We start from the raw sequence: 25,955 nt of genomic DNA, 5'->3' as shown, positions 1-25,955 counted from the left end.
TCCGGGCAACTGGGAGAGATCTTTGTGACGTTTCAGGAACGTCTGCCAAACCGGCGCGCACAGCGCTCGTTGGGGCAGTATATGATGGACCTGAATATCCTGTCGGCGTCGCAGATGCTGCGCGCCAAATCCCAACTCTATGGCTCGAACGCGGATCTGGGCACCTGGCTGGTGGCCGACAAAATCCTGACCCCCACACGCTATGCCATGGCCTGCGCCGACTGGCTTGGCGCCCGTTATGTCCCCGAAGAAAAGCTAAAGCCGGATATCGCGCTTTTGTCCCCCTATCTGGCGCGCAGCTATTTGCGACATATGATCCTGCCGCTTTACCGCGAACAGGGCTTTACCTATGTGGCCACCGCCCGCCCAGAACGGTTCGAGCGCGACTTGCACGCGCTGGGGCAGGATCTGGGGCCCGTGATGCCCATTGTGACCACCCCCGAAGCCCTGCAAAACTGCGTCGCCCGGCTCTTTTGCAACGAATTGACCCAAGCCGCCTCTCAACGGGTTCCAAGCGATGAAAGTTGCCGCCGCTGGGGCCGCAATTCGCGTTGGCGCATACATGCAACGATCGGTTTTGTCGGCGCGGTGCTGGGGCTTGCTCTGTGGCAGCCCCTATGGATGTTTACCGCGCTGACCGCCTGGGCCAGTTTCACTTTGCTGATCGCCGCGTTGATGCGGCTGATCTCGCTTGGGTCTTTTGTTTCATCTCCTGCGCCTCAGCCCGCCAGCGCCCCCGCCAACCAGACAGGCCCGCCGCGCGACCGGCCAGTGATTTCAGTGCTTGTCCCCCTGTTTCGCGAGAAGGAAATCGCGCAAGCACTGCTTAAGCGACTGGAAAGGCTGGAGTATCCCAAACACCTTCTGGGTGTCATTCTTGTGCTGGAAGAAAACGACCAGCTCACGCACGAGGCCGTCGCCATGACCGACCTGCCCCACTGGATGCGTGTGGTGGTGGTGCCCGAAGGCCACCCCAAGACCAAACCTCGGGCCATGAACTATGCCCTGGATTTCTGCCGAGGCGACATCATCGGCATATTCGACGCCGAGGACGCCCCCTCGTCCGACCAGCTTGGCAAGGTCGCCGCCCGCTTTGCTGAGGGCCCCGCAGATTTGGTCTGTCTGCAAGGCGTCCTAGACTATTATAACGCGCGGCAGAACTGGCTGGCACGTTGCTTCACCATTGAATACGCGACCTGGTTTCGGGTGATGTTGCCCGGCATGGCCCGGCTGGGCTTTGCCATTCCCCTGGGCGGCACGACGCTCTATTTCAAACGCGCGGCGCTGGAGCAGTTGGGCGGCTGGGACGCCCATAACGTGACCGAGGATGCCGATCTGGGCTTTCGCCTGGCTCGCCACGGATTTCGCACCGAGATGCTGCACACCACCACCCGAGAAGAGGCAAACTGCCACGCGATCCCTTGGGTGAAGCAGCGCTCGCGCTGGCTTAAGGGCTACATGGTCACCTATCTGGTCCACATGCGTCGTCCCGGTACATTGCTGCGACAGCTGGGGCCGCTTAAATTCCTGGGCTTCCAGATGCATTTTGTGACGGCCCTGTCGCAATTCCTGCTGGCACCGCTGCTTTGGTCCTTGTGGCTGATCGCGCTGGGTCTGCCACATCCCCTGCCATTGGTGGTTTCGGACGAGTGGATTCGCACCCTGGCCGCGCTGTTCATCGGCGCCGAGATCTGCACTATGATGGCTGGCTTTGTCGCGGTCTCGGGACCGGCTCATCGGCACTTGCTACCATGGGTGCCGACGATGCATTTCTATTTTCCGCTGGGGGTGCTGGCCGCCTATAAAGCCCTGTACGAGCTGATTTTCGCCCCGTTTTATTGGGACAAAACACAACATGGCCATTCGCTGAAAAGCCCCGGCCCAACGGCCGAGGTTCAGGCAGACGCGTCCAGTTTAAGCCGGGTGACAAAGGCCTTGGAAATGTGATCTTTCAAGGCCTTATAGGCCGCAGTCTCGTCATGGTCCTCGATCGCGCAGACGATGGCATCATGTTCCACCAGCGCGTCTTCGCCGCGCCCTTCGGCTGCCAGCGAGGTGGTTGCCATCAGCGCCATCGAACGGTGTACCAGATCCAGCTGCTGCACCAAATACCGGTTGTGCGAGGCAAGATGGATCTGCTTGTGGAACCGTCGGTTGGCGCGGGACAAGGCCGCCGGATCGCCCAGCAGCGCCTTGTCCTCTTCGACCATATCACGCAGCACGCGGACCTCTTCCTTGGTGGCATGACGGGCGGCCAGACGGGCGGCCAGCCCCTCCAGCTCGGCGCGGACCACGTATAGCTCAGACAGTTGGTTGTGATCCAGCGAAGCCACGATCAGGCTGCGCCCGTCGCGGGTCAGCAGCGATTGCGTCTCAAGCCGCTGCAGAGCCTCGCGGATGGGTGTCCGCGACACGCCAAACCTGTCTGCCAGTTCGCTTTCCACCAAACGGTCACCAGGTTTGTACACGCCGGTATCGATTGCCTCTAGAATGAGCGTATATGCATCCTTCTGCACTGCATTCCCCTTTTTCTGCCGCACCCCGTACATCCGGATACAGTAGGCAGGCCCATGCACTGCAATCAACCCTTACCCCTTGCGCCTTTCGTCGCGCCCCCCTAGCGTCGCCTCATGCCTAAGCAGTCATTTTCCCACGTCACCCATTGGGTGTTCGATTTGGACAATACGCTCTATCCGCCCCATGCCCGCCTGTTCGACCAGATCGAGCGGCGCATGACCGCCTATGTGATGGAACAGCTGGGTGTGGACGAGCAGCGCGCCAACCATCTGCGCCGTCACTACTGGCAGACTTACGGAACCACCCTGGCTGGTCTGATGCGCGAGCATGACATGGACCCCGAGCCCTATCTGATTGATGTCCATGCCATTTCCCTGGATCATCTGGAGAAAGACACCCATCTGGCCGACCAGATACGCGCCCTGCCCGGCCGCAAGGTCGTGTATACCAACGGAAGCGCGCCCTATGCCCGCCGGGTGCTGGACGCGCGCGGCCTTGAAGGGCTGTTCGATGCAGTCTACGGCGTCGAGGATGCCGGTTTTCTGCCCAAACCTGAACCCGAGGCCTTTGCTCGTATCTTTGCCAAGGACGGGCTGCCGGCGCAGACCGCCGCCATGTTCGAAGACGACCCGCGCAACTTGGCCGCCCCGCATGCCATGGGGATGCGCACCGTGCATGTAGCCCCTGATCCGCACCATGCCGAACATATCCACCATCACACCGATGACCTGGGCGAATTCCTGTCACGGCTGACCTGACGGCCTTAACGAAAATTTGAGCCGGACATCTCGCCGCACTGCGGCAATCCGAACCATTTAATTCAAAAAGACGAATGTTACATCAGCGCGACCACTAACCAACAGGAAATGCACATGTCTGCGATTGATGCCTCGGCCGCTCCGGCCGCCCCCGCCAAGAAAATCTCGACCGAGATCATGATTCTTCTGATCACCCTTCTGGCCGTCGTGGCTTGGGGTGCCTCGGTGTTTTTCTTTGGAATTCCGGGCCTTTACATCCCTGCCCTGGCCCTGGTGCCGGTGATGTACCTGATGCTGATCATCATTTCGCGCGGGTAAAGCGCGGGGATGACAGGATGCCGCTTGGAATGCCCCCCTGTTCGGCACTAGATTGCCGAACAGGAGGCCTGACAGATGAGCACTGAATTCCAAACCGTTGATATTCTGGTCTCCGGCGGCGGTGTCGCCGGTCTGACCGCCGCGGCCCTGTTTGGGGCCGCCGGGTTTTCCGTGATCTGCGTCGATCCCACCCCGCCCGTGACCGAGCGGGACGCCGAAGGTTCGGACCTGCGGACCACCGCTTTTCTTCAGCCCTCGCAGGCGTTGTTGGAGCAGGCCGGGATCTGGGACCGTCTGGACGCCTTCGCCGCACCCTTGCAGATAATGCGCATCGTGGATGCTGGCGGGGCCCAGCCCGAGCCTCGCATCGTCAAGGATTTCGACGCTGCCGACATCTCGGAACAGCCCTTTGGCTGGAACCTGCCCAACTGGCTGTTGCGCCGCGAGATGGTCGCCCGTCTGGCCGAGCTACCGAATGTCGAGTTCCGACCCGGCACCGGCACCGCCAGCCTGTTCACCCGGCAGGCCGAGGCCCGCGTGGGTCTGACCGACGGTACCCAGGTGCGCTGCAAACTGGTGATCGCCGCCGACGGGCGCCATTCACCAATGCGCGAAGCCGCTGGCGTGCCCGTTAAAACCACGCGTTATGGGCAAAAGGCGCTTGCCTTCGCCGTGACGCACCCCGTTCCCCATGAAAATGTCTCGACCGAGATCCACCGCTCGGGCGGGCCGTTCACCTTGGTACCGCTGCCCGATTATGACGGGATGCCCTCCTCGGCTATCGTGTGGATGGAGCTTGGACCCGAGGTTCTGCGCCTTTCCAAACTTCCCGAGGACGAATTCGAAGCCGCAATGACCGAGCGGTCCTGTTCACTGTTCGGACCGCTGAAACTGGCCTCGCGCCGGACGGTCTGGCCGATCATCAGCCAGGTAGCCGAGCGCATGTACGCCGAACGGGTCGCTTTGGTCGCCGAGGCCGCGCATGTCGTGCCGCCCATTGGCGCGCAGGGTCTGAACATGTCGCTGGGCGATATGCGCGTGCTGCTGGAGCTGGCCCAAGCCAATCCTGAAACGCTGGGCGATGCAAAAATGCTCCAGACTTTTCACCGCCGCCGCCACACCGAGGTCCGCGCCCGCGTTGCCGGAATCGATCTGCTGAACCGCGCCTCGATGATGGAGGCACGGCCGCTGCGCGACATGCGCGCGATGGGGCTGAACGCGATTTACTCGCTGGGGCCGGTACGCAAGACCATGATGCAGATGGGTCTGGGCACGCGTTAATGGTGATGATCTAACCCAACGCCCTTGGGTCAGGTCAGCACTTCATCCAAAACGCTGCGCAACCGCGCCACAGTGCCGTCCACATCATAAAGTTTGTCCAATCCGAACAGACCCAGCCGGAATGTCATGAACCCCTCGGGCTCGTCGCAAGCCAAGGGGACACCAGCGGCGATCTGCATGCCTTGGGCGGCGAATTTGCTGCCGTTCTGAATTCCGGCGTCATCAGTATAGCTGACCACCACTCCCGGAGCGCCAAACCCTTGGGCAGCAACGGATTTCACACCTTTCTCGGCCAGCATCGCGCGGACCGTGTCCCCCAGTTGCCATTGTGCTTGGCGCAGTTTTTCAAAGCCATATTCACGCGTTTCGGCCATGGTATCACGGAATGCGCGCAGGGCGTCCGTGGGCATTGTGGCGTGATAGGCGTGGCCGCCATTTTCATAAGCCTGCATGATCGCGTGCCATTTTTTCAGATCGATCGCGAAACTGTCCGATGTAGTTTGCTCCAACCGCTCCAACGCGCGGGCGGACATCATCACCAGCCCAGCCGAGGGCGAGGCCGACCAGCCCTTTTGCGGGGCCGAGATCAGCACGTCCACGCCGGTCGCCTGCATATCGACCCAGACGCAACCGCTGGCGATGCAGTCCAGCACCATCAGCGCGCCGACCTCGTGCGCGGCCTCGGCCAAGGCGCTGATATAATCATCTGGCAGGATCAGACCCGCGCTGGTTTCAACATGGGGCGCAAAAACCACGTCGGGCTTGGCCTCGCGAATGGCGGCGGTGACCTCTTCGATCGGTGCGGGGGCAAAGGGCGATTGAGCGCCATTGCCGGTCTGACGCGCCTTAAAGACGGTGGTCTGAGCGGTGAAATCCCCGGCCTCGAAAATCTGGCTCCAACGATAGGAAAACCAGCCGTTGCGCACGATCATCGCGTGGGCATCATGCCCGAACTGACGCGCGACGGCCTCCATCCCATAGGTGCCACCGCCGGGAACAAGGGCCACCCCATCGGCATTGTAGACCTCTTTGAGCATGTCAGAGATATCGCGCATCACCTGTTGAAACGCAGCCGACATGTGGTTCAGCGAACGGTCAGTGAAAACGACGGAAAATTCCTGCAATCCATCGGGGTCCACGGTGTCAAGCAAGGCGGGCATTGGCGGTTCTCCTTTTAGGGTTCGGGAAATCCTAGCGGTCTGCCCTCGCCTTGTCCAAGGGTCACGTAGCGGCCGGCTCCAGCGGACCGGGGCGGCGTTCCTCGCTTAGCAATACGTTCGCCTCGACATCGCCAGCGCCGGGCAGGGTCATGATCCGGCGGCGCAAAACCCGTTCAAAGTCCGCGATGTCGCGGGCCGTAACGCGCAGACGGTAATCATAGAGGCCAAGCACATGTTCAACCGTCTGCACCTCGGGGATGGCGCTGACGGCACGTTCGAAATCTTCCAGGCTGATGCGCCCCTTGGTGGCCAGCTTGACGCCCAGAAAAACGGTGACGCCAAATCCGAGCTTTTCGCGGTCCAGATCCAGCCGGCGCCCGGCGATCACACCCGCATCCGTCAGCCTTTTGATCCGCCGCCAAGTCGCGGGTTGAGACAATCCAAAACGCCGCCCCAGCGTGCTGGCGTTCTGGGTCGCATCCTGCGCTAATGCCAGCAGGATATTGCGGTCGATCTCGTCCAGCTCGGTCATAGCGGTAAAGTCTCGTCAGATTTGATGCGGGCGACGTGCATCAGAGCCTCGATATCGCTGATATGCGGCAGGGTCAGAATGCGGGCGCGATAGATTTCCTGATAATGCGGCATATCCCGCGCGATGACGGACAGCCGCACGTCCACGCGACCAAGGAAGGTCTGGATCTCGATCACCTCGGGGATGGCGCGGGCGGCCTCGATGAAATCGTCAAAGGCGCGGGTCTGGGTCTTGTCCAGGGTGATGCGCAGTGAAACCTCGACCGTGAAGCCAAGCGCGCGCCAGTCGATCACCGCACGTTGGCCGCGATAAACCCCGGTCTCGCGCAGCTTGTCTAACCGCCGTGTCAGTCGCGAGGGCGTCATTCCCAACAGATTCGCCAGATCCGGCAAGGACTGTTCGGGGTCGTTCTGCATGAGGCGCAGAATGCGCCGATCCAAATCATCAAGCATGATTTTTATCATAATTAGGCGTATGACGAATGAAAAGCCCGTAATTATCAGATTTTTCAAAATGGATTATCTGTTGGTTTCCGCCCAAAAGCGTATGATCCGCCCCAGAAACATAATGGAAGGAACGCCAACATGCGCGTCTACTACGATCGCGATTGCGACATCAACCTGATCAAAGACATGAAAGTGGCCATCCTGGGCTACGGTTCGCAAGGCCACGCCCACGCGCTGAACCTGCGTGACTCGGGTGCGAAAAACGTGGTCGTCGCCCTGCGCGAAGGCTCCCCCTCGGCCAAGAAAGCCGAAGGCGAAGGTTTGCAAGTGATGGGCATCGCCGAGGCCGCCGCCTGGTGTGACCTGATCATGTTCACCATGCCCGATGAGCTGCAGGCCGAAACCTACAAGAAATACGTGCACGACAACATCCGTGAAGGCGCCGCCATCGCGTTCGCCCACGGCCTGAACGTACACTTCGGCCTGATCGAGCCCAAAGAAGGCGTAGACGTCATCATGATGGCCCCCAAAGGCCCCGGCCACACCGTGCGCGGCGAATACACCAAAGGCGGCGGCGTGCCCTGCCTGGTCGCCGTTGACACCGACGCAACCGGCAAAGCGCTGGAAATCGGCCTGTCCTATTGCTCGGCCATCGGTGGCGGCCGCTCGGGCATCATCGAAACCAACTTCCGCGAAGAGTGTGAAACCGACCTGTTCGGCGAACAAGCTGTTCTGTGCGGTGGCCTGGTTGAGCTGATCCGTTGCGGTTTCGAAACCCTGGTCGAAGCCGGTTACGCGCCCGAAATGGCCTATTTCGAGTGTCTGCACGAAGTGAAGCTGATCGTTGACCTGATCTATGAAGGCGGCATCGCTAACATGGACTACTCGATCTCGAACACTGCCGAGTACGGCCAGTACGTCACCGGCCCGCGTATCCTGAAGTACGACGAAACCAAAGCCCGCATGAAAGCCGTTCTGGAAGACATCCAGTCGGGCCGTTTCGTCCGCGACTTCATGCTGGAAAACACCGTTGGTCAGCCCACCCTGAAAGCTTCGCGTCGTGCCAATGACGAGCACATGATCGAAGAAACCGGCGCCAAGCTGCGCGGCATGATGCCGTGGATCTCGGCCGGCAAAATGGTCGACAAAGAGAAAAACTAAGGGCCCTGCCCCAAGGTTGAATACTGCGAAAGCCCCGGTTTCACGCCGGGGCTTTCGTGCGTTTGGGGCATGGCGGCTGTGCGATTTTGCAATCTGTTATAGTATTACGCCCCTTCCTATTTGGGGGGCATGAAACACTATGACATCCAAACACGGCAGGGATTGCCGGCAGAGATGCGGACCCTGCTTCGGGACTATCCACGCGATGCGTGGCTGGATCACCCGAATTTCGCGCGCTCAATCCGCAATTGGATGGGCGCTCATGCTGGGTTTCGCGCGGCCTCAGAGCTGCTGAACGCGCAAAGCCATCAAGTGCTCGATCGGGACATTGACCCGGAACGGTTCATTGCCAACCTGGGCTATTACGGTCGCGGGCTGGTGCAAAACCTGCACGGCCATCACACGTGGGAGGACCTGAAATTCTTCCCCGAACTGTCCTCGGCCGACGACAGGTTTGACCACGGATTGGACATGCTGGAAACGGACCATGTCGAGATGGACGGACTGCTGGACGGCTTCTCGCGCACCATGAACCGTGTGCTGCTGCTGTCGCAAATGGCGCCGGATCAGGTTGAGGATGAGGTGCCCGAACTGGCCGAACAGACCGATGCCCTGCAAGGCTTCTTGCGCCGCCACCTGAGTGACGAAGAGGATCTGGTCGTCCCGATCCTGCTGCATCACAAGTTGCGTGGTTAACGAAACAAGGCCCTGATCCCCCGGATCGGGGCCTTATTCGTTGTACTCTGCGCGGTGCACGGCCATCCACAAATCCAGCGCTGATCGGGTTTCAGCCACGTCATGAACCCGCAGCATCTGCACACCATCCATCACGGCCCTCAGCCCGACCGAGACCGACCCAGCGGCACGGTACTTAGGCTCGGGTGCTTTGCCAATCGTGCCGATGAACCGCTTGCGCGACACCCCCAGCAGGATCGCACAGCCCAGCGAATGGAACAGGGACAAACGGTTCAAAAGCAACAGGTTATGCTGCAATGTTTTGCCAAACCCAATACCCGGGTCTACGATAATTTGACCGCGCGGAATACCGGCGGCGACCAGCGCCTCGACCCGTTCTTCCAGAAAATCGAAGACGTCCAGCAACACATCATCATAGCACGGGGCATCCTGCATGGTCTGTGGATCGCCTTGGGCATGCATCACCATCACGGGCACCTTGGCCGAGGCGCAATACCCGGCCAGATCGGTGTCAAAGGTAAATCCCGAGACGTCATTGACGATATCTGCGCCAGCCTGGACCGTGGCCTTCGCAACGGCCGCTTTGCGCGTATCGATCGAGATCGGAACGTCCATTTCAACCCGGATCGCTGCGATCACCGGGGCGGTGCGGGCGATTTCCTGATCATCGGGGACCAAGGTCGCACCGGGGCGGGTCGACTCGCCCCCCACATCGATCAAGTCCGCACCCTGGGCCACCATCTGACGGGCATGGGCCACCGCCCGATCGGGGGCGTTGTGGTCGCCTCCGTCCGAGAAACTGTCCGGGGTCACATTCAGAATGCCCATGATGGTTGGGCGTTCCATCGGTAGGCCAGCGATGTTGGCTCGCGGATCGGTCAGGCGCTGCAGAACGTCCGAAGGGGCCTCCTTGGCGGCGATCAGCTCAGCGCCTTCGCGGGTCAAAACCTCGATCCGGTCGAACCATGTCCACCCCCCTGCCAAGGTCAGCGCATCCGCGGGACGGTGCAGATCAGACTGAGGGATTGGGCGAAAATATCTTTTCATATCTGCCTCTTACTATCGAAGAGATTACAGGACCGTCACATCCAGCGCGACCGCGCGCAATGGCATTTCCTGACCCTGGGGCAGATCCTGACCAATGATCAACACATCCGCGGCCTGCATTTCGCGGGCGAACCACAGCACCAAGGCCAGCGCATCGCGCGGTAGTGCAGAAGGTCCGTCCACCGCGTCCAGAACGATTTTCGAAGGCGCCCAGACACTGATCTGGTCGTTCTTCATGGACCAGTCCAGCTCGGTCCTTGTGTTGACAACCACGCAGCGCGCGTCGCGGCCAGCCAAAACCCAGGCGTTTTGCTCGATCGCCAGCAGCTCGATCCGGCGCTGCGCCATGTTTGCGCCCGCTTGCGGCGCGGCCACATCCGGCGCGCCCACGCAAAGGACAGTGGGGCGGTGCTCGGCCTCAAGCTGGTCGATCCAGCCCTTCAGCAGCGGCGACTGGATCGCGGCATTGGACAAATAGACGATCTGAGGATGAGGCTTGTCTTCAAGATGCGGAGCGGGCTCTGCGGCCGAGCGGGCGCGCACGATTTCGACCCCAAGCGCGCCGGGGCCACGGTCCAGCTTTTCGATCCGAACGAACACCCGCATCGCCTGAGGCTCTTGCAGGATACGTTCAGCAATACGGTCGGCCAGAGTTTCAAGAAGGTTCAGGCGCTCGGCGGCCAGCTCGTGGGCAATCGCTTCGGTCACACGGTCATAAGACAGAATGCGGTCAACGTCATCGTCCACGGGACCGGTCAAAGGCTGCACCTCGACCACGATGTTGAAACGAATGCGCTGCGTGGTGCCGCGTTCCTGTTGGAAGGCCCCGATTTCCACCTCGACCACGTGATCGCGCAATGAAATGCGATCCAGCGGCCCATCGGCCGTGCCCTCGGCCCGTTCGGACGGGTGCGCGAAGGCCCATTTGATTTCCTGAGACATGGTCGTTCCTGAGTGTACGCTATTTGGCCGCCAACCTAGCCGGAAAGCGGGACAGATAACAGTCGCGGACCGTCATTCGGCGGCGAAAACCGTCACGGTGATTACTTCTGGGACAGCTCGGTCGGGTGGACATAGAAGTGGTGCACACCGATGGTAGCGGTGCGCGGGAACTTGCGCGACCAGTTCGGGCTGACGGCCTTGGTGTGATAATAGGTGGCACCTTCGGTCAGCTCGCGCGGGGCGCCGCTAAGCGCCAGCTTGGCCACTTTGCCGACCCGCTCGTAGGCGCCTTCTTCACGGATCACCTCGGCGATGCCATCGCAGGTATAGGTGAACTGGCACTGATATTTGCGCCCGGTGCCCTGTTTGATCACACCGCAAACGGTGTTGGGAAAACGCGGGCTGTCGACGCGGTTCAGTATCACCTCGGCGACGGCGAACTGCCCTTTGACGCTTTCACCGCGAGCCTCGAAATACAGGGCCTCGGCCATGCAAGCCCATTGCTCATCACCCTTGGCGACAGGCAAACCGTCCAACCACTCGCGGGTATAGGTGACGTCTTCGACCTTACCCTCGGGGCGCAGCAAACGGCTGAGCCGGAACGATGACAGCCCGAACAGCCCGCGCCGTTCTTGCTTGACCACCTGATCCATGGGGGTATCTGCAACGGCGGGCATAGCCACCGGCAGGGCCAACCCAAGGGCCAATCCAACGATCAAAAGGCTGCGCATTTTCTTTTCTCCGAACCACGAAAGTGCAAAAAGCACCATCACAGCCACGGGCGAATAGAGAAAAAATCCGGCTGCGTCCACCCAAGTGCAGGTTCACAAAAGGGTTAACAGGGCTGTGACGGCATCACCAACCCAATCAATGGATTCGAAAACCGTTAGAAAACGGTTAGTTAGCGGACTTTCCGAACATTTTGTCGCGGACGGCCAGTTGGGCGGCTGCCAAACGGGCAACCGGCACACGGAACGGAGAGCACGAGACGTAATCAAACCCTGCAGCGCGACAGAATGCAATTGATTCGGGGTTACCACCATGTTCGCCGCAAATCGACAGCGTCAGGTCAGACTGCGCCTCGCGAGCGCGGCTGGCCCCGATGCTCAGCAGCTCGCCGACGCCTTCGGTGTCCAGCATGTGGAACGGATCCTCGGGATAGACGCCCTGCTGCACATAGGTCGACATGAAACGGCCCGCATCATCACGCGACAGCCCATAGGTCATCTGCGTCAGGTCGTTCGTCCCGAATGACAGGAACGAGCATTGCGGCGCGATCTCGCCAGCGCGCAGCGCAGCCCGAGGCGTTTCCACCATCACGCCCAGACGATATTCAAACTCGACCCCGGTTTCGTTGCGCACGGCGACAGCAACAGCGTCGACACGGGTTTTGACCAGCTCGACCTCTCGCTTGGCAGAAACCAGCGGGATCATGATTTCAGGCACCACCGGATCACCGTCGCGGCTGGCGGCAATGGTCGCCTCGAAAATGGCGCGGGCCTGCATTTCATAGATCTCGGGCATGGTGATGCCCAGACGCACGCCGCGCATCCCCAGCATGGGGTTGTACTCGGACAAAGCCTCGACCCGGCGGGTGACATCCGACAGGGGCAGGTCCAGTGCCTCGGCTAATTCGCGGTGACCAGCGCGATCACTGGGCAGGAATTCGTGCAGGGGCGGGTCAAACAGGCGGATACAGACAGGTTGACCTTGCATGATGCGGAACAGTTCAACGAAGTCTTCGCGCTGCATGGGCAGCAGTCGTTCCAACGCGGCGCGTCGGTCCTCGCTGTCATCGGCAAAGATCATCTCTCGCATCACGGTCAGGCGATCGGCTTCGAAGAACATGTGCTCGGTCCGGCACAGGCCGATTCCCTGAGCGTTGAAATTCCGCGCGGTTTGCGCATCTGCGGGCGTGTCAGCGTTGGCGCGGACGCCGATATCGCGCAATTCGTCCGCCCAGCCCATCAACGCCAGAAACGCGTCATCCTGAGTGGCCTCTTGTAAGGGGGCTTCGCCGGCCAGAACCTCGCCATTGGTGCCATCAATGGTAATAACGTCACCGGCACGGAATTCCCGGCCATCCTGCGAGGTCAGCACATTGTTGCGCAGGTTGAACTTCAGGCTGGAGGCCCCCACCACACAGGGCAGACCCATGCCACGGCCGATCACTGCGGCGTGGCTGGTCATGCCGCCACGCTCGGTCAGAACGGCAACAGCTGCGTGCATGCCGCGAATATCCTCGGGGCTGGTTTCACGCCGCACCAGAATGCAAGCTTCGTCGCGTGCGGCACTTGCCTGCGCCTCGGCGGCCGAGAACACGATCCGTCCCGAGGCCGCGCCCGGACTGGCCGCGATGCCAAAGGCGATCGGGTCGCGCTGCGCATCCGGGTCCACCTGTCGGTGCAGCAATTCATTCATGGCGCGTGGCTCGATCCGCAGCAGCGCCTCTTCTTTTGTGATGATGCCATCCTCGGCCAGGCTGACCGTGATCCGCACCGCTGCCCGCGCCGAACGCGCAACGCGCACCCCATCCAGGATATGCACCTTGCCGTCCTCGATGGTGAATTCGGCTTGCATCTGCTCGCGCAGACGGATGCGCATCAGCTTGGTATGGGCAACCAGCTCTTCAAAGGCTTGCGGCGCCAATTCCTGCAGCGAAGGCCCGCGGGGGTCACGTTCAAGATACAACGCCTCGGTGCCCGCACTCAGCGCGTCGCGCCCTTGGGATTGCGATTTATAGCGTCCGGTGATCTGCGGCTCGCCGGTTTTCGAGTTTACCAGCTGAATGACCCCCGAGCCGCACTCGCCCCGGCCCATGCCCATGGCCATTTCCTGCACCACAAGCCCCAGACCCGCATCCGCGGGCGCCCCTTTGGCCTGACGCAGCAGCCGCGCGGTGGTGCCTTCCCAGGCGCGCGCCATCGAGCGCAGAACCTCGGCCAATTGAACCGCCGGATCCTGGGGAAAGACCTCTTCGGTTTCATCCTCGTAGGCCCGCAGCACTTCGGACAGCCCTTCCGAGCCTTCCAGCGTGACGTCCTCGAACATGTCAGGGTCCAGGCGGGCAACGTGGATCGCATAGGATTGGACGAACCGGCGATACATGGCGCTTGCGGCCTCTTGGCCCAGCTTATCACACAGATCAATGTATACCGCGTCGTTCATCCCGATATTAAGAACCGACCCCGGCCCGCCCCAATCGGGATCCTCCGAGGACGGACGTACGCACAAAAGCGGTGCGTTTCCAAAGGGTTCCAGCATGGCCCCGATATTCGGCAGCTCACCCGACGCAATCCGGTGCACCTGGTCAAAGCTGAGCGCGACGGTCTTTGGCACCGGCAATTCCAGCCGGACAAGACGTTGCAGACATTTCGCGCGGCCGCCATGGGTTGCAGTTGCAACCGGGGCAGAGGGCGTGATCAAAGTGACATTAGGGTCGTTTTGCTGCACTGCGGCACCTTTTTCTGAGTTGTCGCAGAATACGCCCCAGCCCAGACAAGGCAAGCCCGCGCCCGGAAAAATCCGGCCACGGGCATTTTTCTTTTCAAATATCCGTTGAAAGCTTGTCTTAGCCTTCGATCTCGGTCAGGGCGGCGACCGACAGGCAGATCGTGCGGATGCGCGACAGCAGGTTCAGACGGTTGCGACGCACCACTTGGTTGTCAGTGTTCACCTGAACCGCCTCGAAGAACGCATCAATTGGCGCACGCAGCGATGCCATGGCGCTCATGGCGGCCTCGAAATCCTCGGTCTCCATCGCGGGGGTGATCGCGGCCTCGGCGGCGTCCAATGCAGCGAACAATGCAGTCTCGGCATCGGTTTCGGCGAACTTCACGTCCGCGCCATACGCATATTCGACGCCATCCTTTTCCTCGGCCTGGGTCAGGATATTGTTCGCGCGTTTGAAGCCCTGCAACAGGTTTTCCCCGTCATCGGTCTTCAGGAAGTCTCCCAGCGCGCGGGCGCGTTTGACCAGCAGCGTCAGATCGTCATTGCCGGGCATGGCCAGGCAGGCGTCGATCACGTCATGGCGCAGTCCCTGATCGCGCAGATACACCTTCAGGCGATCGTGGAAGAAGCTGAGCAGATCGGCGCTGGTGTCCGGCACCGGCCCAGCGACGGCTTCAACCGTAGTCTTTGCGTCCCCGGTCAGGCGGTTCAGAACGGTTTCCAAGGCGGCGCCGAATACTCCGTGGTCGGCGATTTCATCGACCAGATCGTTCAATGCGGCCAGATCATCGCCGTTGGCGCCCGCTTGGTCAATCTGATGCTTCAGCAACTGACTGTCGATAAACCGATCCAGATTCACGCGGATATCGCCCGCCAGAATGATGCGGATCACACCCAAAGCGGCACGGCGCAGCGCAAAGGGGTCCTTGGACCCGGTGGGCTTTTCGTCAATCGCCCAGAATCCGGTCAGCGTGTCCAGCTTATCGGCCAGAGCAACGATCGAAGACACGGGTTCAGAAGGTACGTCATCCGAGGGGCCCAGCGGCTGATAGTGTTGCTCGCAGGCATTGGCGACGGGCTGCGGCAGGCCGGCGGCCTCGGCGTAATAGCGCCCCATCAGGCCTTGCAGTTCGGGGAATTCATAGACCATTTCCGAGGAAAGATCGGCCTTGGCAACCTCGGCCGCCTGCCCTGCCAGATCGGGTTCCACCGACAGGACCGGGGCAAATTCACGGCTCAGAGCGGCAATTCGCGAAATCCGCGCGGCCTGCGTGCCCAGCTTGTTGTGGAAGGTCACGTTGGCCAGGCGATCCGTCCATTCGGACATGCCCTGTTTGGCCACGCGCAGATCATTCTCCCAGAAGAATTTCGCGTCCGACAGACGGGCCGATAGCACCTTTTGGTTGCCCGCCAGGATGGTCGCGCCATTGTCCTTGGTTTCACGGTTGGCGACGGTAATGAAGCGCTCGATCCGCCCGGTCTTGGGGTTCTTCACGCTGAAAAACTTCTGGTGCTCTTTCATCGAGGTTTGCAGCACCTCGGGCGGCAGTTCCAGGAATTCGGCGCCGATCTCGCCCATCAGGACGACGGGCCATTCGACCAGGCCGGCGACCTCGGCCAGCAGCCCACGATCCTCGACGACTTCAAGGCCCGCGGCAAAGGCCATGTTGGTGGCGTCCTGCCAGATATGATCGGCGCGTTCCTCGGCGGACAGGATCACGTGGTCACGTTTCAGCTTGGCGACGTAATCGTCAAAGCCATGCACGGCGAACCGCCCCGAGGCCATGAAACGGTGCCCCTGAGTGGTGTTCCCGGCCTCGATCCCGTCGATGGACATGGGCACGGTGGCCACCTCGCCTGCGTCATTGGTCAGGATGCACAGGATCGAATGCAAAGGCCGCACCCAGCGCAGAGAACCCGCGCCCCAGCGCATGGATTTGGGCCAGGGGAAGTTGCGGATCGTGGCCTCCAGCACCTCGGCGACGATGTCGGCGGCGGGGCGGCCGGGCTTTTCGATGGTGGCGAAATAGACGTTGCCCTTGGGGGTTTCGCGCTCTTCCAGTTGATCACGAGTCAGCCCGGCACCGCGCAGGAAGCCCTCGATTGCCTTGTCGGGCGCGCCAACCTTGGGGCCTTTGCGTTCTTCGCGCACGGTGGGGCTTTCGTCCAGCAGGCCCTGCACGGTCAGCGTCAGGCGGCGGGGCGTGGAAAACGCGGCTGCCCCGGCATAGGTCAGGCCAGCCTCAACCAGACCGTCGGTGACGCGTTTTTTCAGATCCTCGGCGGCGCGGGCCTGCATACGGGCGGGGATTTCTTCCGAGAAGAGTTCGATCAGCAAATCGGACATATCAGTGGCCTTCCGGCGGAGTTGGGCAATCTGCGGGGACGGGCTCGCCATTGAACACGACTTCACCGCAATGGTTGATCTGGTGCCAGACATAGCCACGCCCGTCGTCCATCACGGCGACGATGCGATCAATGCCATAGCGATAGTTTTCCTGACCCATAAACGCCAGGGCCGAGCCGTTTTCCAGCGCGCGCCCCAGCTCCTTGGCGTCGAAACAATCGAACCAGCCGGGCGCGACCAGCGGTTCGGGCTGCGCATAGGTCTGGAAGGTTTCAGTCAGCATGGCCTGGCTGTGGCCGGTGGTGAAACAGGCGCGGAACCGGATCGGAGAGCTGTCTGAATCAATCGCCTGGAAATCGTCATAGACGATGGGTTCGGGCTGACCGCTGGCCAGCGAGGTGATCTGCACATCATCCGTGCCCGAGGCCGTGACCTCGTCATAATAGGCGTAAACCTGAAGGTAATACATCGCCACGCCGGCGGCCAAAGCAGTTATCACAATGAACCCCGCAATCAGTTTCCCGGTCATTCGGCTGCCCAGCCCCCGGCCTCGGTTTGCACAAAGGCGTCGGCGCATTTCTTGGCCAGTGCCCGGACGCGTCCAATATAGGCCTGACGTTCGGTGACAGAGATCACGCCGCGCGCGTCCAGCAGGTTGAACAGATGCGAGGCCTTGATGCATTGATCATAAGCCGGATGCGCCATGATGATACGCTTGCCGGTCTTGGGGTCCTCGTGTTCTTGCGCAAGAATGTCTTCGCATTCCTGCTCGGCCTCTTCGAAATGCTTCAGCAGCATGTCGGTATTGGCCACGTCAAAGTTCCAGCGGCTGTATTCCTGTTCAGTCTGGCGGAACACATCGCCGTATTTCAGCGCGATCGGTGCATCGGGCGTGTTGAAGGGCATGTCCATCACGTGATCGACGCCCAGCACATACATGGCCAGACGCTCCAGCCCGTATGTCAGCTCGCCTGAAACGGGATGGCAGTCATGCCCCCCGACCTGCTGGAAATATGTGAACTGAGAGACTTCCATCCCGTCGCACCAGACCTCCCAGCCCAGACCCCAGGCGCCCAGGGTGGGCGATTCCCAGTCATCCTCGACGAAACGGATGTCATGCAGATCCATGTCGATGCCGATGGCCTGCAGGCTGCCCAGATACAGCTCTTGCAGATCCGGCGGGCTGGGTTTGATCAGCACCTGATACTGATAATAGTGCTGCAAGCGGTTCGGGTTCTCGCCATAGCGCCCATCGGTGGGCCGGCGCGAGGGCTGCACATAGGCCGCCGCCCACGGAACCGATCCCAAGGACCGCAACGTGGTGGCCGGGTGGAACGTGCCAGCACCGACCTCCATGTCATAGGGTTGCATCACAGCGCAGCCCTTTTCTGCCCAGTAATTCTGAAGCCTCAGGATGATCTCTTGAAAGCTGCGCGGTTTGCTGGTCGTGTCTGCCATCAGTTCTGCCCTGACATTCGTGCCCTATCGCCCCAAAAGGGGGCAAAGAAAATTTCCAGCCCTACCTACGGTCCCCGGCAAGCGGGGTCAATTGCGCGAACCTGCATTATTTGGATGCAAGAAGCGCTTGATTTGCTAAAACCGGATCAAAGACGACGACTAAAACAGGGCAAGGACCATTTGAAATTATGTTGAGATTAGTGACCGCCGCCTTCCTTTTCGTGCTGCTGGCGACGCGCAGCCTTTATGCGCAGGACAATTCTGTCTGGGTGCAGATCGAGGCCCAACCCACCCTAAGCGAGGCCACGCAAAGCGCCCGGGCCTTCTCGGCTGAACTTCAGGACGTGTACGGATTCGCCATGCGCGGCGGCTGGTATGCCATCGCCCTGGGGCCCTATTCGCGCCGCGACGCTGAACAGGTGCTGCGTGTTTACCGCGCCGAAGGCACCATCCCGCGTGACAGCTTCATCGCTTTTTCAGATAACTTCGGCTCGCGGTTCTGGCCGGTTGGCGACACGCCGGCCCAGCCCGCCGCCTCGACCGAACCCCAGCCCCAGCCTGAGCCCGCCCCCGAACCCGAAATCCGCCAAGCTGACGAAACCCCACGCGAGGCCCGCGCCAGCGAAAACCAGCTAAGCCGCGACGAAAAGCAAAATCTGCAGCGCCTGCTGCAATGGGCCGGGTACTACAACTCGGCCATCGACGGCGCCTTTGGTCGTGGCACCCGCGCCTCGATGGCGGCATGGCAGACCGACAACGGCTATGAGCCCACCGGAGTTCTGACCACCCGCCAGCGTGCGGAACTGCTGGCGCAATACAACGCCATTCTCAAGGGTCTGGATCTGAAACTGGTGTCCGAAGGGCGCACCGGGATCGACATGAAATTGCCACTGGGCGCTGTCTCGTTCGAAAAATACGAGGCCCCCTATGCGCATTACGCCCCCACCGGCACCGTTCCCGGTGCTAAGGTGCTGCTGATCTCGCAGACCGGGGATCGCGGTACGTTGTACGGCCTGTATGACATCATGCAAACGCTGGAGATTGTCCCCCTGAACGGCCCGCGCAAGCTGGACAAGAACTCGTTCATGCTGGTTGGTGAAGGCGCTGATTTCATCTCGCACACCCAGGCCACGTTGAAAGACGGCGAGATCAAGGGTTTCACCCTGATCTGGCCCACTGGTGACGAAGAACGCCGGACGCGTCTTCTGGGCGAGATGCAGGGCAGCTTTGCCCGCACCGACGGTGTTCTGGACCCTGCCGCCGGCAGCAACATGGATCAACGCGTTGATCTGATCTCGGGGTTGGAAATTCGCAAACCCGCCGTGTCGCGATCGGGCTTTTTCGTGGATGATCAGGGCACTGTAGTGACCACCGCCGACGTGGTGGCGCAATGCACCCGCGTCACCATCGACGACGGGCTTGAGGCTACGGTTCTGGGCACCGACGGCAACCTGGCCGTGCTGCGCCCCACAGAACGCCAAGCCCCTGCCAATGTGGCCCGTTTCCAGACCGCCGTGCCGCGTTTGCAGTCGGAAATCGCCGTCTCGGGCTTTTCGTTTGGAGGGCTGCTGGACGCCCCCACTCTGACCTATGGCACCTTGGCTGACCTGCGCGGCCTTGCGGGTGAGGAAACGCTGGATCGTCTGACCCTGACCGCCCTGCCCGGCGACGCGGGTGGCCCCGTGTTTGACACCGGAGGCGAGGTTCTGGGGATGCTGCTGCCCACCGCCGCAAGCGGCAAGCAATTGCCCAAGGACGTCAGCTTTGCCCTTGATGGCAGCGAAATTCAGCGTGTGCTGAGCGATCTGGGGCTAAGCGCCGCCCAAACCGACATGATCACCTCGATGCCCGCCGAGGACCTGACCGGCCACGCCATGGGCATGACCGTTCTGGTCAGCTGCTGGCAGTAAAACTTGAGCAAATTTAAAAACAAAAGGGCGGCCAATGCCGCCCTTTCAACTTTCTATTTCTGTCTCTTCAGCCTCTGCGCAATTTCACAACTGCCCTGATGAGTTTTATTGTTTAGGATATCGCTAATCCTACCTTGATTAACACCAAAGCACGCAGCGATTTGATGCTGGTAAAGACCGTCCCAGTGCATCAACCAAACTTTAGGGGCGTCTGCCGATTTTAATTTTGCCATCGTTATCCTTTCGAATGGCGCAATGACTGAGACCTTGACTATTGCCCCATGCTATGAGACAAAATTTTTGCTTTCTAGGCTACCAGTCATTGGTAGGTTAAGTTTAACCGCAGGGCGCATACGCACCCTGCGGTTTTTCTTTTACCTGATTCTTGATCTCAAAAAAACCCTGCAATCAAAAAATCAACCATGCAAATTGTCGCATCATGATTTTTTACGCCCGCCAGAAACTGACGGTCAGGATGGCATAGACAGCCAGCAGCTCAAGCCGGCCGATCAGCATCCCGGCGATAAGCAGCCACTTGGCCGGGTCATTCAGCCCCGAGAAATTCCCAGACGGCCCGATCTGATCCCCCAGTCCCGGCCCAATATTGGCCACCGCCGTCGCCGCCCCCGACACTGCGGTGATGAAATCCAGCCCTGTCAGCGCCAGAAGCACCGCCAGAACCCCCAGCGTCACGATGAAGAACATGAAGAACGACATGACCGAGTTCAGCACATCGTCATCGATCTTGCGTCCCCCATAGCGCGGCGTGAAAACTCCGTTTGGCGATTGCGTCTTGTGCAGCTGCGCCCGGATCGAGGCAAACAGGATCTGGTACCGGAAAATCTTGATCGAACACGCGGTCGAGCCCGCGCAGCCCCCGATCAGCCCGATGAAAAAGAAGATCGAGATCAGGAAATTACCCCAGTTCATATAGTCCACACTGGCGTAACCTGTCCCCGAGATGATCGAGGTGATGTTGAACAAAGCCTCGCGGAAGGCCTGTTCCCAATGATGCGGAAAAATCGTGGTCAACACGAAATAGGTCACCATGACCAGCAGTGAGATTGTCATCAGGAAACCACGCACCTGCGGATCCTTCAGCAGCGCTTTCTGGTTGCCGTTCACCATCTGCACATAACGCACAAACGGCAACGCAGCCAGGATCATGAACACCGAGGCGACGTATTCAAGCGGGCCGGAAAAGGCCCCGAACGAGGCATCCCGCGTGGAAAACCCGCCGGTCGAGATCGTCGTCAGCGCATGCACGATCGCATCAAAGGGCTGCATCCCCAGCACCATGTAACAGATCAGGCACGCCAGCGTCATCGCCACATAGATCACCGAAATCTGCGTCGCGATCTCGGTTGCGCGGGGCAGGATTTTCCCCATTGTATCAAAGGCTTCAGACTTAAAGATCTGCATACCTCCGACCCGTAGCTCGGGCAGAAACACCATGGCCACGACGATGATGCCGATACCGCCCAGCCATTGCAGAATCCCCCGCCACAACAGCAGCCCGCGCGGCAGGTCATCCAGGCCGGAAAACACCGTCGAGCCGGTGGTGGTCATCCCGGACATGGCCTCGAAGAAGGCATCGGTGAAACTGGCGTCCGTTGCGCCCAAAACAAACGGGATCGCACCGAACAGCGGCAGCGCCACCCACACGCCCGTGGTCAGCAAAAAGGTTTGCTGGATGCTCAGCCGATCACTCAGGCCATTTTGGCAGGCCATGGCAAGCAGCAGGCCCGTCGCAAAGGTGATCAGCGCGCTTTCCAGAAAAGCGAACCAATGGCCCTGCCCCTGAACCAGATCTACAAGCATCGGCGGGATCATGGTCAGGCTCAGGCCAACGACCAACAGGCCGATAACATATCCAACGGGTCTTAGGTCAAACATGGACCGAGGCTTGGCCCTCTGCGCGCTCACTGTCAAGAGAGTGCGCGCGCGCCGGGCCCCAGATTTCAGCCTGCCGCGCGTTGGGCGGTCAATTCACCGCCGCCCGTCGCGCCCTTGAGGTCGTGCGGATCAGCGCTTCACCCTCGACCACGTTTGCCCCATCAACCGAGCAGATCGTCTCAAGCAATACGCGGCTTTTGCCCGTGTCCACTTCTTTGACGCGGACCTTGGCCTGAACCGTGTCCCCCGGCCGCACCGGTCCGACAAAGCGCATCTGTTGGGACATATAGACCGAACCCGGCCCCGGCAGATGGTTGGCGATCGCAGCCGAGATCGTACTGGCCGTCAAGAACCCGTGCGCGATCCGCCCCTTGAAGGGCGTGGTTCTTGCGAACTCCTCGTTGATGTGGATGGCGTTGTTGTCGCCCGAGGCACCCGCGAACAGGATGATATCGGCCTCGGTGATGGTCTTGGAAAAACTTGCGGTCATGCCAACCTGCAAGTCCTCGATGTCATATCCGTTGAGTTCATTCATTGGGTCAATCCTTATAAGAACAGGGGCTTAGACGCCGAAGTCAGCGGCTGTCAGCTCCAACACCGACCCCGCTCCCGAGGTCACCGTCACACAAAGCGCGGCGGCCTTCGGCAGGACGTTCTGCATATAGAACCGCGTGATTTTCAGCTTCGAGCGTGCATGATCGGGCGTCTTGCCCTGATCCAGACGGGCGGCAGCGGCGATCGCGGCATCCCCCATCGCCCACGCGCCCAGACAGATGCCGAAGCATTCCAGCACGTTTGCGGCCGCGGCCAGCGGTTCGGCACCGTTTTGCGCGACCACCCAATCCGTCAGCCTCTGGACAGTGTCGGCCGCATCCATGACCGCCGCGCACAGCATTGCCCAATCCGCCTCATCCGAGCGTTGCGCGCCCAGGGTTTCTGCCGTTTGACGCATTTCGGCCAGCAGTTCTTTGGCGGCCGCGCCTCCGTCGCGCTGGATTTTGCGGCCCACAAGGTCCAGCGCCTGAATGCCGGTGGTGCCTTCGTAGATCGTGGTGATCCGCGCATCGCGCAGATGCTGGGCGGCGCCGGTTTCCTCGACAAAGCCCATGCCGCCATGCACCTGAACGCCTAAGGACGCCGACGAGACCCCCAACTCGGTCGACCAGCCCTTGGCGATAGGGATCAGCAGATCCACCCTGCGCTGGTGAAAGGCCCGCGCCTCGGCGTCGGGCGAGCGGTGCGCATGATCCAACGAGGCCGCCGCACGGTAAGCCAGCACACGCGCGGCCTCGGTCCGGGATTTCATCAGGCCCAGCATCCGGCGAATATCAGGATGGCCCATGATGGTGGCTTCGGCACCCTGAGGTGTCCCGCCCTGTTTACGCTCCATCGCAAAGGCCGCAGCCTGCTGGGAGGCGTGCTCGGCCACACCGATGCCCTGCAGGCCGACGTTCAGACGCGCGTTGTTCATCATCGCGAACATATACTGCAGGCCCTTGTTCGCCTCGCCCACCAGATATCCGACGGCCCCGCCGTTATCGCCAAAGGCCAGCGTGCAGGTTGGGCTGGCGTGGATGCCCAGCTTGTGCTCGAGTGACACGCAGCGCACATCGTTGCGCGCGCCCAAGGACCCATCCGCGTTCACCATGAATTTCGGCACGATGAACAGGGAAATGCCTTTCACGCCCTCGGGCGCATCGGGCAGACGGGCCAGCACCAGATGGACGATATTCTCGGCCATGTCATGCTCGCCATAGGTGATGAAAATCTTCTGACCCGACACCAGATAGTGATCGCCCTGCGGTTCCGCCTTGGACCGGATCGCCGCCAGATCCGAGCCCGCCTGCGGTTCGGTCAGGTTCATGGTGCCCGTCCAGGCACCGGTGACCAGATTGGGCAAATAGGCCTGTTGCAGCTCTTCACTGGCATAGCCTTCTATCGCCTCAATCGCGCCCTGAGTCAGCATCGGACACAGCTGGAAGGACATGTTGGCGCCCTGAAACATCTCTTGAATACAAGCGTTTACCGCTTGCGGCAGTCCCATGCCGCCATGTTCGGGATCGGCGGTTGGGCTGTTCCAGCCCATCTCGACAATCTGGGTATAGGCGTCTTGCCAGCCTTCGGGCGTCGTGACGTTGCCGCCCTCGAACCCCAGCCCTTGCTGATCGCCCGAGGCATTCAGCGGCGCCAAAACCTGACCAGCAAATTTGCCAGCCTCCTCAAGGATTGCCGCAACCATGTCAGGTTCGGCTTCCTCAAGTCCGGGCAATTGGGCGATGTCCTCCAGGCCGCACAGGTCCTGAAGCACGAACAACATGTCCTCCAACGGAGCAGAATAAGTCATCCGGGTCTCCTTAAATCTTGGCGGTCAAATCGGGCAGCACATCAAACAAATCAGCGACCAGACCGAAGTCTGCGACCTGGAAGATGGGTGCTTCTTCGTCCTTGTTGATGGCGACGATGACCTTGCTGTCTTTCATGCCGGCCAGGTGCTGGATCGCGCCCGAGATGCCCACGGCGATGTAGAGCTCGGGGGCGACGACCTTGCCGGTCTGGCCCACCTGCCAGTCGTTCGGGGCAAAGCCGCTGTCGACTGCGGCGCGGCTGGCGCCAACGGCGGCGCCCAGCTTGTCAGCCAGGGCCTCGATCAGGGCGAAGTTCTCCTCGGAGCCGACGCCGCGACCACCCGAGACAACGACGCCTGCCGAGGTCAGTTCGGGCCGGTCGCTTTCGGCAACCTTGTCCTCGACCCATTCGCTCAGGCCGGGGTTGGCTGCGGCGGCAATCGCCTCGACCGGGGCCGCAGCACCGGTGCCGGCCGCGTCAAAGGTCGAGGTCCGAACCGTCAGTACCTTCTTGGAATCGTTCGATTTAACCGTCTGCATCGCGTTGCCGGCATAGATCGGGCGTTCAAAGGTCGACCCGTCCACAACCGCCGTCACATCCGACAGAACCATCACGTCCAGCAGCGCCGCGACGCGCGGCAGGATGTTTTTCGCCGATGCCGTAGAGGGGGCAACGATATGTTCATAATTGCCTGCCAGGCTGACCAGAAGGTCGGCCACAGGCTCGGCCAGGCCGTTGGCATAGGCCGCGTCATCGGCAACCAGGACCTTGGACACACCATCAATGGTGGCGGCCTCATCGGCAGCCGCTGCAGCGCCGGCAACCAGGACGGTCACATCGCCCAGGGCCTTGGCCGCGGTAACCGCCTTGGCGGTGGCGTCCAGCGCCAGCGCGCCGCCCGAGATTTCTGCAAGGAGAAGAACAGCCATTACACGACCCCCTTTTCTTTCAGTTTGGCCACCAGGTCATCGACCGAGCCGACGATCTCGCCAGCTTGACGTTCCGACGGTTCGGCGGTTTTGACGATTTCCAGACGCGGGGCGGTGTCGACGCCGTAATCGGCGGCGGTTTTCTCGTCCAGCGGCTTCTTCTTGGCCTTCATGATGTTCGGCAAAGAGGCATAGCGCGGCTCGTTCAGGCGCAAATCGGCGGTCACGATCGCCGGCAGCTTGACCTTGATGGTCTGAAGACCGCCGTCAACTTCGCGGGTCACAACGGCCGCATCGCCGTCAATCTCCACCTCAGAGGCAAAGGTCGCCTGACCCCAGCCCGTCAGCGCCGCCAGCATCTGGCCGGTCGCGTTCATGTCGTTGTCGATCGCCTGCTTGCCCGCAAGAACCAGGCCGGGCTGCTCTTCGTCGATCACGCCCTTCAGGATCTTGGCAACCGCCAGAGGTTCGATGTCCTGGTGCACGTCATCAGCCGCAACAACCAGGATCGCCCGGTCCGCGCCCATGGCCAGGGCAGTGCGCAGCGTCTCCTGCGCTTGTTTCACGCCGATCGAGACGACGATAACCTCGTCCGCCTTGCCTGCTTCTTTCAGACGGATCGCCTCTTCAACGGCAATCTCGTCGAACGGGTTCATCGACATCTTGACATTCGCGAGATCGACACCGCTTCCGTCCGCCTTAACACGAACCTTAACGTTGTAATCAATCACGCGTTTAACAGGTACTAGTACCTTCAT

The 25,955-nt window shown here is 60.8% G+C and carries 23 protein-coding genes; 7 read left to right on the top strand and 16 right to left on the bottom strand.

Annotated features, from left to right (window positions below):
- Window positions 1-24: 24 nt before the first annotated feature.
- On the top strand, window positions 25-1,947 hold the full coding sequence (locus ACOQOQ_RS10115; RefSeq protein ID WP_420566874.1) for a glycosyltransferase: 1,923 nt from the start codon (window positions 25-27) through the stop codon (window positions 1,945-1,947).
- Here the strand turns inward: ACOQOQ_RS10115 and ACOQOQ_RS10110 are convergent.
- Window positions 1,896-2,549 (bottom strand): GntR family transcriptional regulator, encoded by a 654-nt coding sequence (locus tag ACOQOQ_RS10110; RefSeq protein WP_420569756.1) that lies wholly within the window; start codon window positions 2,547-2,549, stop codon window positions 1,896-1,898. The two genes, ACOQOQ_RS10115 and ACOQOQ_RS10110, sit on opposite strands and share 52 nt — an antisense overlap.
- Before the next feature lie 81 nt (window positions 2,550-2,630).
- Between ACOQOQ_RS10110 and ACOQOQ_RS10105 the strand changes: the two genes are divergently transcribed.
- The 3 genes from ACOQOQ_RS10105 (at window position 2,631) to ACOQOQ_RS10095 (ending at window position 4,874) form a co-directional block, all read left to right on the top strand.
- Entirely contained in the window at window positions 2,631-3,275 is a 645-nt protein-coding gene (locus tag ACOQOQ_RS10105) for a pyrimidine 5'-nucleotidase (protein ID WP_420566873.1), read from the top strand.
- A gap of 123 nt (window positions 3,276-3,398) precedes the next feature.
- A complete protein-coding gene (locus ACOQOQ_RS10100) occupies window positions 3,399-3,593 on the top strand; it encodes a hypothetical protein (protein ID WP_420569755.1) in 195 nt (64 codons plus the stop codon).
- A 75-nt stretch (window positions 3,594-3,668) separates the two neighbouring features.
- Window positions 3,669-4,874, top strand: a complete 1,206-nt coding sequence (locus ACOQOQ_RS10095; protein WP_420566872.1) for a UbiH/UbiF family hydroxylase — start codon at window positions 3,669-3,671, stop codon at window positions 4,872-4,874.
- A 29-nt stretch (window positions 4,875-4,903) separates the two neighbouring features.
- On the opposite strand, the gene ACOQOQ_RS10090 is transcribed toward ACOQOQ_RS10095, so the two are convergent.
- From ACOQOQ_RS10090 to ACOQOQ_RS10080, 3 genes are all read right to left on the bottom strand, one after another.
- The gene (locus ACOQOQ_RS10090) at window positions 4,904-6,034 is read right to left on the bottom strand and encodes an aminotransferase class V-fold PLP-dependent enzyme (RefSeq protein WP_420566871.1); all 1,131 of its coding nucleotides are present in this window, start codon (window positions 6,032-6,034) and stop codon (window positions 4,904-4,906) included.
- A gap of 61 nt (window positions 6,035-6,095) precedes the next feature.
- Window positions 6,096-6,566: an Lrp/AsnC family transcriptional regulator gene (locus ACOQOQ_RS10085; protein ID WP_420566870.1), complete on the bottom strand. Its 471-nt coding sequence runs from the start codon at window positions 6,564-6,566 to the stop codon at window positions 6,096-6,098.
- Entirely contained in the window at window positions 6,563-7,018 is a 456-nt protein-coding gene (locus tag ACOQOQ_RS10080; protein WP_420566869.1) for an Lrp/AsnC family transcriptional regulator, read from the bottom strand. Before ACOQOQ_RS10080 ends, ACOQOQ_RS10085 begins: the two co-directional genes overlap by 4 nt.
- 132 nt (window positions 7,019-7,150) lie before the next feature.
- On the opposite strand from ACOQOQ_RS10080, the gene ilvC reads away from it, so the two are divergent.
- Together ilvC and ACOQOQ_RS10070 are read left to right on the top strand one after the other, a co-directional pair.
- Complete coding sequence (gene ilvC / locus ACOQOQ_RS10075; protein WP_420566868.1) at window positions 7,151-8,173, top strand: ketol-acid reductoisomerase; 1,023 nt, start codon at window positions 7,151-7,153, stop codon at window positions 8,171-8,173.
- A gap of 129 nt (window positions 8,174-8,302) precedes the next feature.
- The gene (locus tag ACOQOQ_RS10070) at window positions 8,303-8,869 is read left to right on the top strand and encodes a hemerythrin domain-containing protein (protein ID WP_420566867.1); all 567 of its coding nucleotides are present in this window, start codon (window positions 8,303-8,305) and stop codon (window positions 8,867-8,869) included.
- A 33-nt stretch (window positions 8,870-8,902) separates the two neighbouring features.
- Here the strand turns inward: ACOQOQ_RS10070 and folP are convergent, their stop codons facing one another.
- The 7 genes from folP to ACOQOQ_RS10035 all read right to left on the bottom strand — a co-directional run bounded on the left by folP (window position 8,903) and on the right by ACOQOQ_RS10035 (window position 18,116).
- Window positions 8,903-9,916 carry a dihydropteroate synthase gene (gene folP, locus ACOQOQ_RS10065; RefSeq protein WP_420566866.1) on the bottom strand — a complete coding sequence of 338 codons (1,014 nt, stop codon included), beginning with the start codon at window positions 9,914-9,916 and terminating at the stop codon, window positions 8,903-8,905.
- A gap of 24 nt (window positions 9,917-9,940) precedes the next feature.
- Complete coding sequence (locus ACOQOQ_RS10060; RefSeq protein ID WP_420566865.1) at window positions 9,941-10,858, bottom strand: dihydroneopterin aldolase; 918 nt, start codon at window positions 10,856-10,858, stop codon at window positions 9,941-9,943.
- Between the two features lie 101 nt (window positions 10,859-10,959).
- Window positions 10,960-11,589 carry a cell wall hydrolase gene (locus tag ACOQOQ_RS10055; protein ID WP_420566864.1) on the bottom strand — a complete coding sequence of 210 codons (630 nt, stop codon included), beginning with the start codon at window positions 11,587-11,589 and terminating at the stop codon, window positions 10,960-10,962.
- Window positions 11,590-11,755: 166 nt separating this feature from the next.
- Window positions 11,756-14,311: a pyruvate, phosphate dikinase gene (gene ppdK / locus ACOQOQ_RS10050; RefSeq protein ID WP_420566863.1), complete on the bottom strand. Its 2,556-nt coding sequence runs from the start codon at window positions 14,309-14,311 to the stop codon at window positions 11,756-11,758.
- Between the two features lie 118 nt (window positions 14,312-14,429).
- Window positions 14,430-16,658 (bottom strand): glycine--tRNA ligase subunit beta, encoded by a 2,229-nt coding sequence (glyS, locus tag ACOQOQ_RS10045; protein WP_420566862.1) that lies wholly within the window; start codon window positions 16,656-16,658, stop codon window positions 14,430-14,432.
- Window position 16,659: 1 nt separating this feature from the next.
- Entirely contained in the window at window positions 16,660-17,187 is a 528-nt protein-coding gene (locus ACOQOQ_RS10040; RefSeq protein WP_420566861.1) for a DUF6446 family protein, read from the bottom strand.
- Window positions 17,184-18,116, bottom strand: a complete 933-nt coding sequence (locus ACOQOQ_RS10035) for a glycine--tRNA ligase subunit alpha (protein ID WP_420566860.1) — start codon at window positions 18,114-18,116, stop codon at window positions 17,184-17,186. The genes ACOQOQ_RS10040 and ACOQOQ_RS10035 overlap by 4 nt, the downstream gene beginning before the upstream one ends.
- Before the next feature lie 188 nt (window positions 18,117-18,304).
- Between ACOQOQ_RS10035 and ACOQOQ_RS10030 the strand changes: the two genes are divergently transcribed.
- Window positions 18,305-20,026 (top strand): serine protease, encoded by a 1,722-nt coding sequence (locus tag ACOQOQ_RS10030; RefSeq protein WP_420566859.1) that lies wholly within the window; start codon window positions 18,305-18,307, stop codon window positions 20,024-20,026.
- A 447-nt stretch (window positions 20,027-20,473) separates the two neighbouring features.
- On the opposite strand, the gene ACOQOQ_RS10025 is transcribed toward ACOQOQ_RS10030, so the two are convergent.
- The 5 genes from ACOQOQ_RS10025 to ACOQOQ_RS10005 form a co-directional block, all read right to left on the bottom strand.
- A complete protein-coding gene (locus tag ACOQOQ_RS10025; RefSeq protein WP_420566858.1) occupies window positions 20,474-21,922 on the bottom strand; it encodes a TrkH family potassium uptake protein in 1,449 nt (482 codons plus the stop codon).
- Window positions 21,923-22,010: 88 nt separating this feature from the next.
- Window positions 22,011-22,457, bottom strand: a complete 447-nt coding sequence (locus ACOQOQ_RS10020; RefSeq protein ID WP_420566857.1) for a MaoC family dehydratase — start codon at window positions 22,455-22,457, stop codon at window positions 22,011-22,013.
- A gap of 27 nt (window positions 22,458-22,484) precedes the next feature.
- Complete coding sequence (locus ACOQOQ_RS10015) at window positions 22,485-24,266, bottom strand: acyl-CoA dehydrogenase (RefSeq protein WP_420566856.1); 1,782 nt, start codon at window positions 24,264-24,266, stop codon at window positions 22,485-22,487.
- A 10-nt stretch (window positions 24,267-24,276) separates the two neighbouring features.
- The gene (locus tag ACOQOQ_RS10010; RefSeq protein ID WP_420566855.1) at window positions 24,277-25,197 is read right to left on the bottom strand and encodes an FAD-binding protein; all 921 of its coding nucleotides are present in this window, start codon (window positions 25,195-25,197) and stop codon (window positions 24,277-24,279) included.
- A complete protein-coding gene (locus ACOQOQ_RS10005) occupies window positions 25,197-25,955 on the bottom strand; it encodes an electron transfer flavoprotein subunit beta/FixA family protein (RefSeq protein WP_420566854.1) in 759 nt (252 codons plus the stop codon). Before ACOQOQ_RS10005 ends, ACOQOQ_RS10010 begins: the two co-directional genes overlap by 1 nt.

The organism is Thalassovita sp., assembly GCF_965218685.1.
Taxonomy (GTDB): Bacteria; Pseudomonadota; Alphaproteobacteria; order Rhodobacterales; family Rhodobacteraceae; genus Thalassobius.
The sequence above is the reverse complement of the archived record's forward strand: the minus strand, read 5'-3'. Positions and strand labels throughout refer to the sequence as shown.

Coding starts and splice junctions, on each gene's coding strand:
- ACOQOQ_RS10110 (WP_420569756.1), bottom strand. CDS start 2,549: ATGTACGGGGTGCGGCAGAAAAAGGGGAATGCAGTGCAGAAGGATGCA.
- ACOQOQ_RS10105 (WP_420566873.1), top strand. CDS start 2,631: ATGCCTAAGCAGTCATTTTCCCACGTCACCCATTGGGTGTTCGATTTG.
- ACOQOQ_RS10095 (WP_420566872.1), top strand. CDS start 3,669: ATGAGCACTGAATTCCAAACCGTTGATATTCTGGTCTCCGGCGGCGGT.
- ACOQOQ_RS10090 (WP_420566871.1), bottom strand. CDS start 6,034: ATGCCCGCCTTGCTTGACACCGTGGACCCCGATGGATTGCAGGAATTT.
- ACOQOQ_RS10085 (WP_420566870.1), bottom strand. CDS start 6,566: ATGACCGAGCTGGACGAGATCGACCGCAATATCCTGCTGGCATTAGCG.
- ACOQOQ_RS10080 (WP_420566869.1), bottom strand. CDS start 7,018: ATGCTTGATGATTTGGATCGGCGCATTCTGCGCCTCATGCAGAACGAC.
- ilvC (WP_420566868.1), top strand. CDS start 7,151: ATGCGCGTCTACTACGATCGCGATTGCGACATCAACCTGATCAAAGAC.
- ACOQOQ_RS10070 (WP_420566867.1), top strand. CDS start 8,303: ATGAAACACTATGACATCCAAACACGGCAGGGATTGCCGGCAGAGATG.
- folP (WP_420566866.1), bottom strand. CDS start 9,916: ATGAAAAGATATTTTCGCCCAATCCCTCAGTCTGATCTGCACCGTCCC.
- ACOQOQ_RS10060 (WP_420566865.1), bottom strand. CDS start 10,858: ATGTCTCAGGAAATCAAATGGGCCTTCGCGCACCCGTCCGAACGGGCC.
- ACOQOQ_RS10055 (WP_420566864.1), bottom strand. CDS start 11,589: ATGCGCAGCCTTTTGATCGTTGGATTGGCCCTTGGGTTGGCCCTGCCG.
- glyS (WP_420566862.1), bottom strand. CDS start 16,658: ATGTCCGATTTGCTGATCGAACTCTTCTCGGAAGAAATCCCCGCCCGT.
- ACOQOQ_RS10040 (WP_420566861.1), bottom strand. CDS start 17,187: ATGACCGGGAAACTGATTGCGGGGTTCATTGTGATAACTGCTTTGGCC.
- ACOQOQ_RS10035 (WP_420566860.1), bottom strand. CDS start 18,116: ATGGCAGACACGACCAGCAAACCGCGCAGCTTTCAAGAGATCATCCTG.
- ACOQOQ_RS10030 (WP_420566859.1), top strand. CDS start 18,305: ATGTTGAGATTAGTGACCGCCGCCTTCCTTTTCGTGCTGCTGGCGACG.
- ACOQOQ_RS10025 (WP_420566858.1), bottom strand. CDS start 21,922: ATGTTTGACCTAAGACCCGTTGGATATGTTATCGGCCTGTTGGTCGTT.
- ACOQOQ_RS10020 (WP_420566857.1), bottom strand. CDS start 22,457: ATGAATGAACTCAACGGATATGACATCGAGGACTTGCAGGTTGGCATG.
- ACOQOQ_RS10015 (WP_420566856.1), bottom strand. CDS start 24,266: ATGACTTATTCTGCTCCGTTGGAGGACATGTTGTTCGTGCTTCAGGAC.
- ACOQOQ_RS10010 (WP_420566855.1), bottom strand. CDS start 25,197: ATGGCTGTTCTTCTCCTTGCAGAAATCTCGGGCGGCGCGCTGGCGCTG.
- ACOQOQ_RS10005 (WP_420566854.1), bottom strand. CDS start 25,955: ATGAAGGTACTAGTACCTGTTAAACGCGTGATTGATTACAACGTTAAG.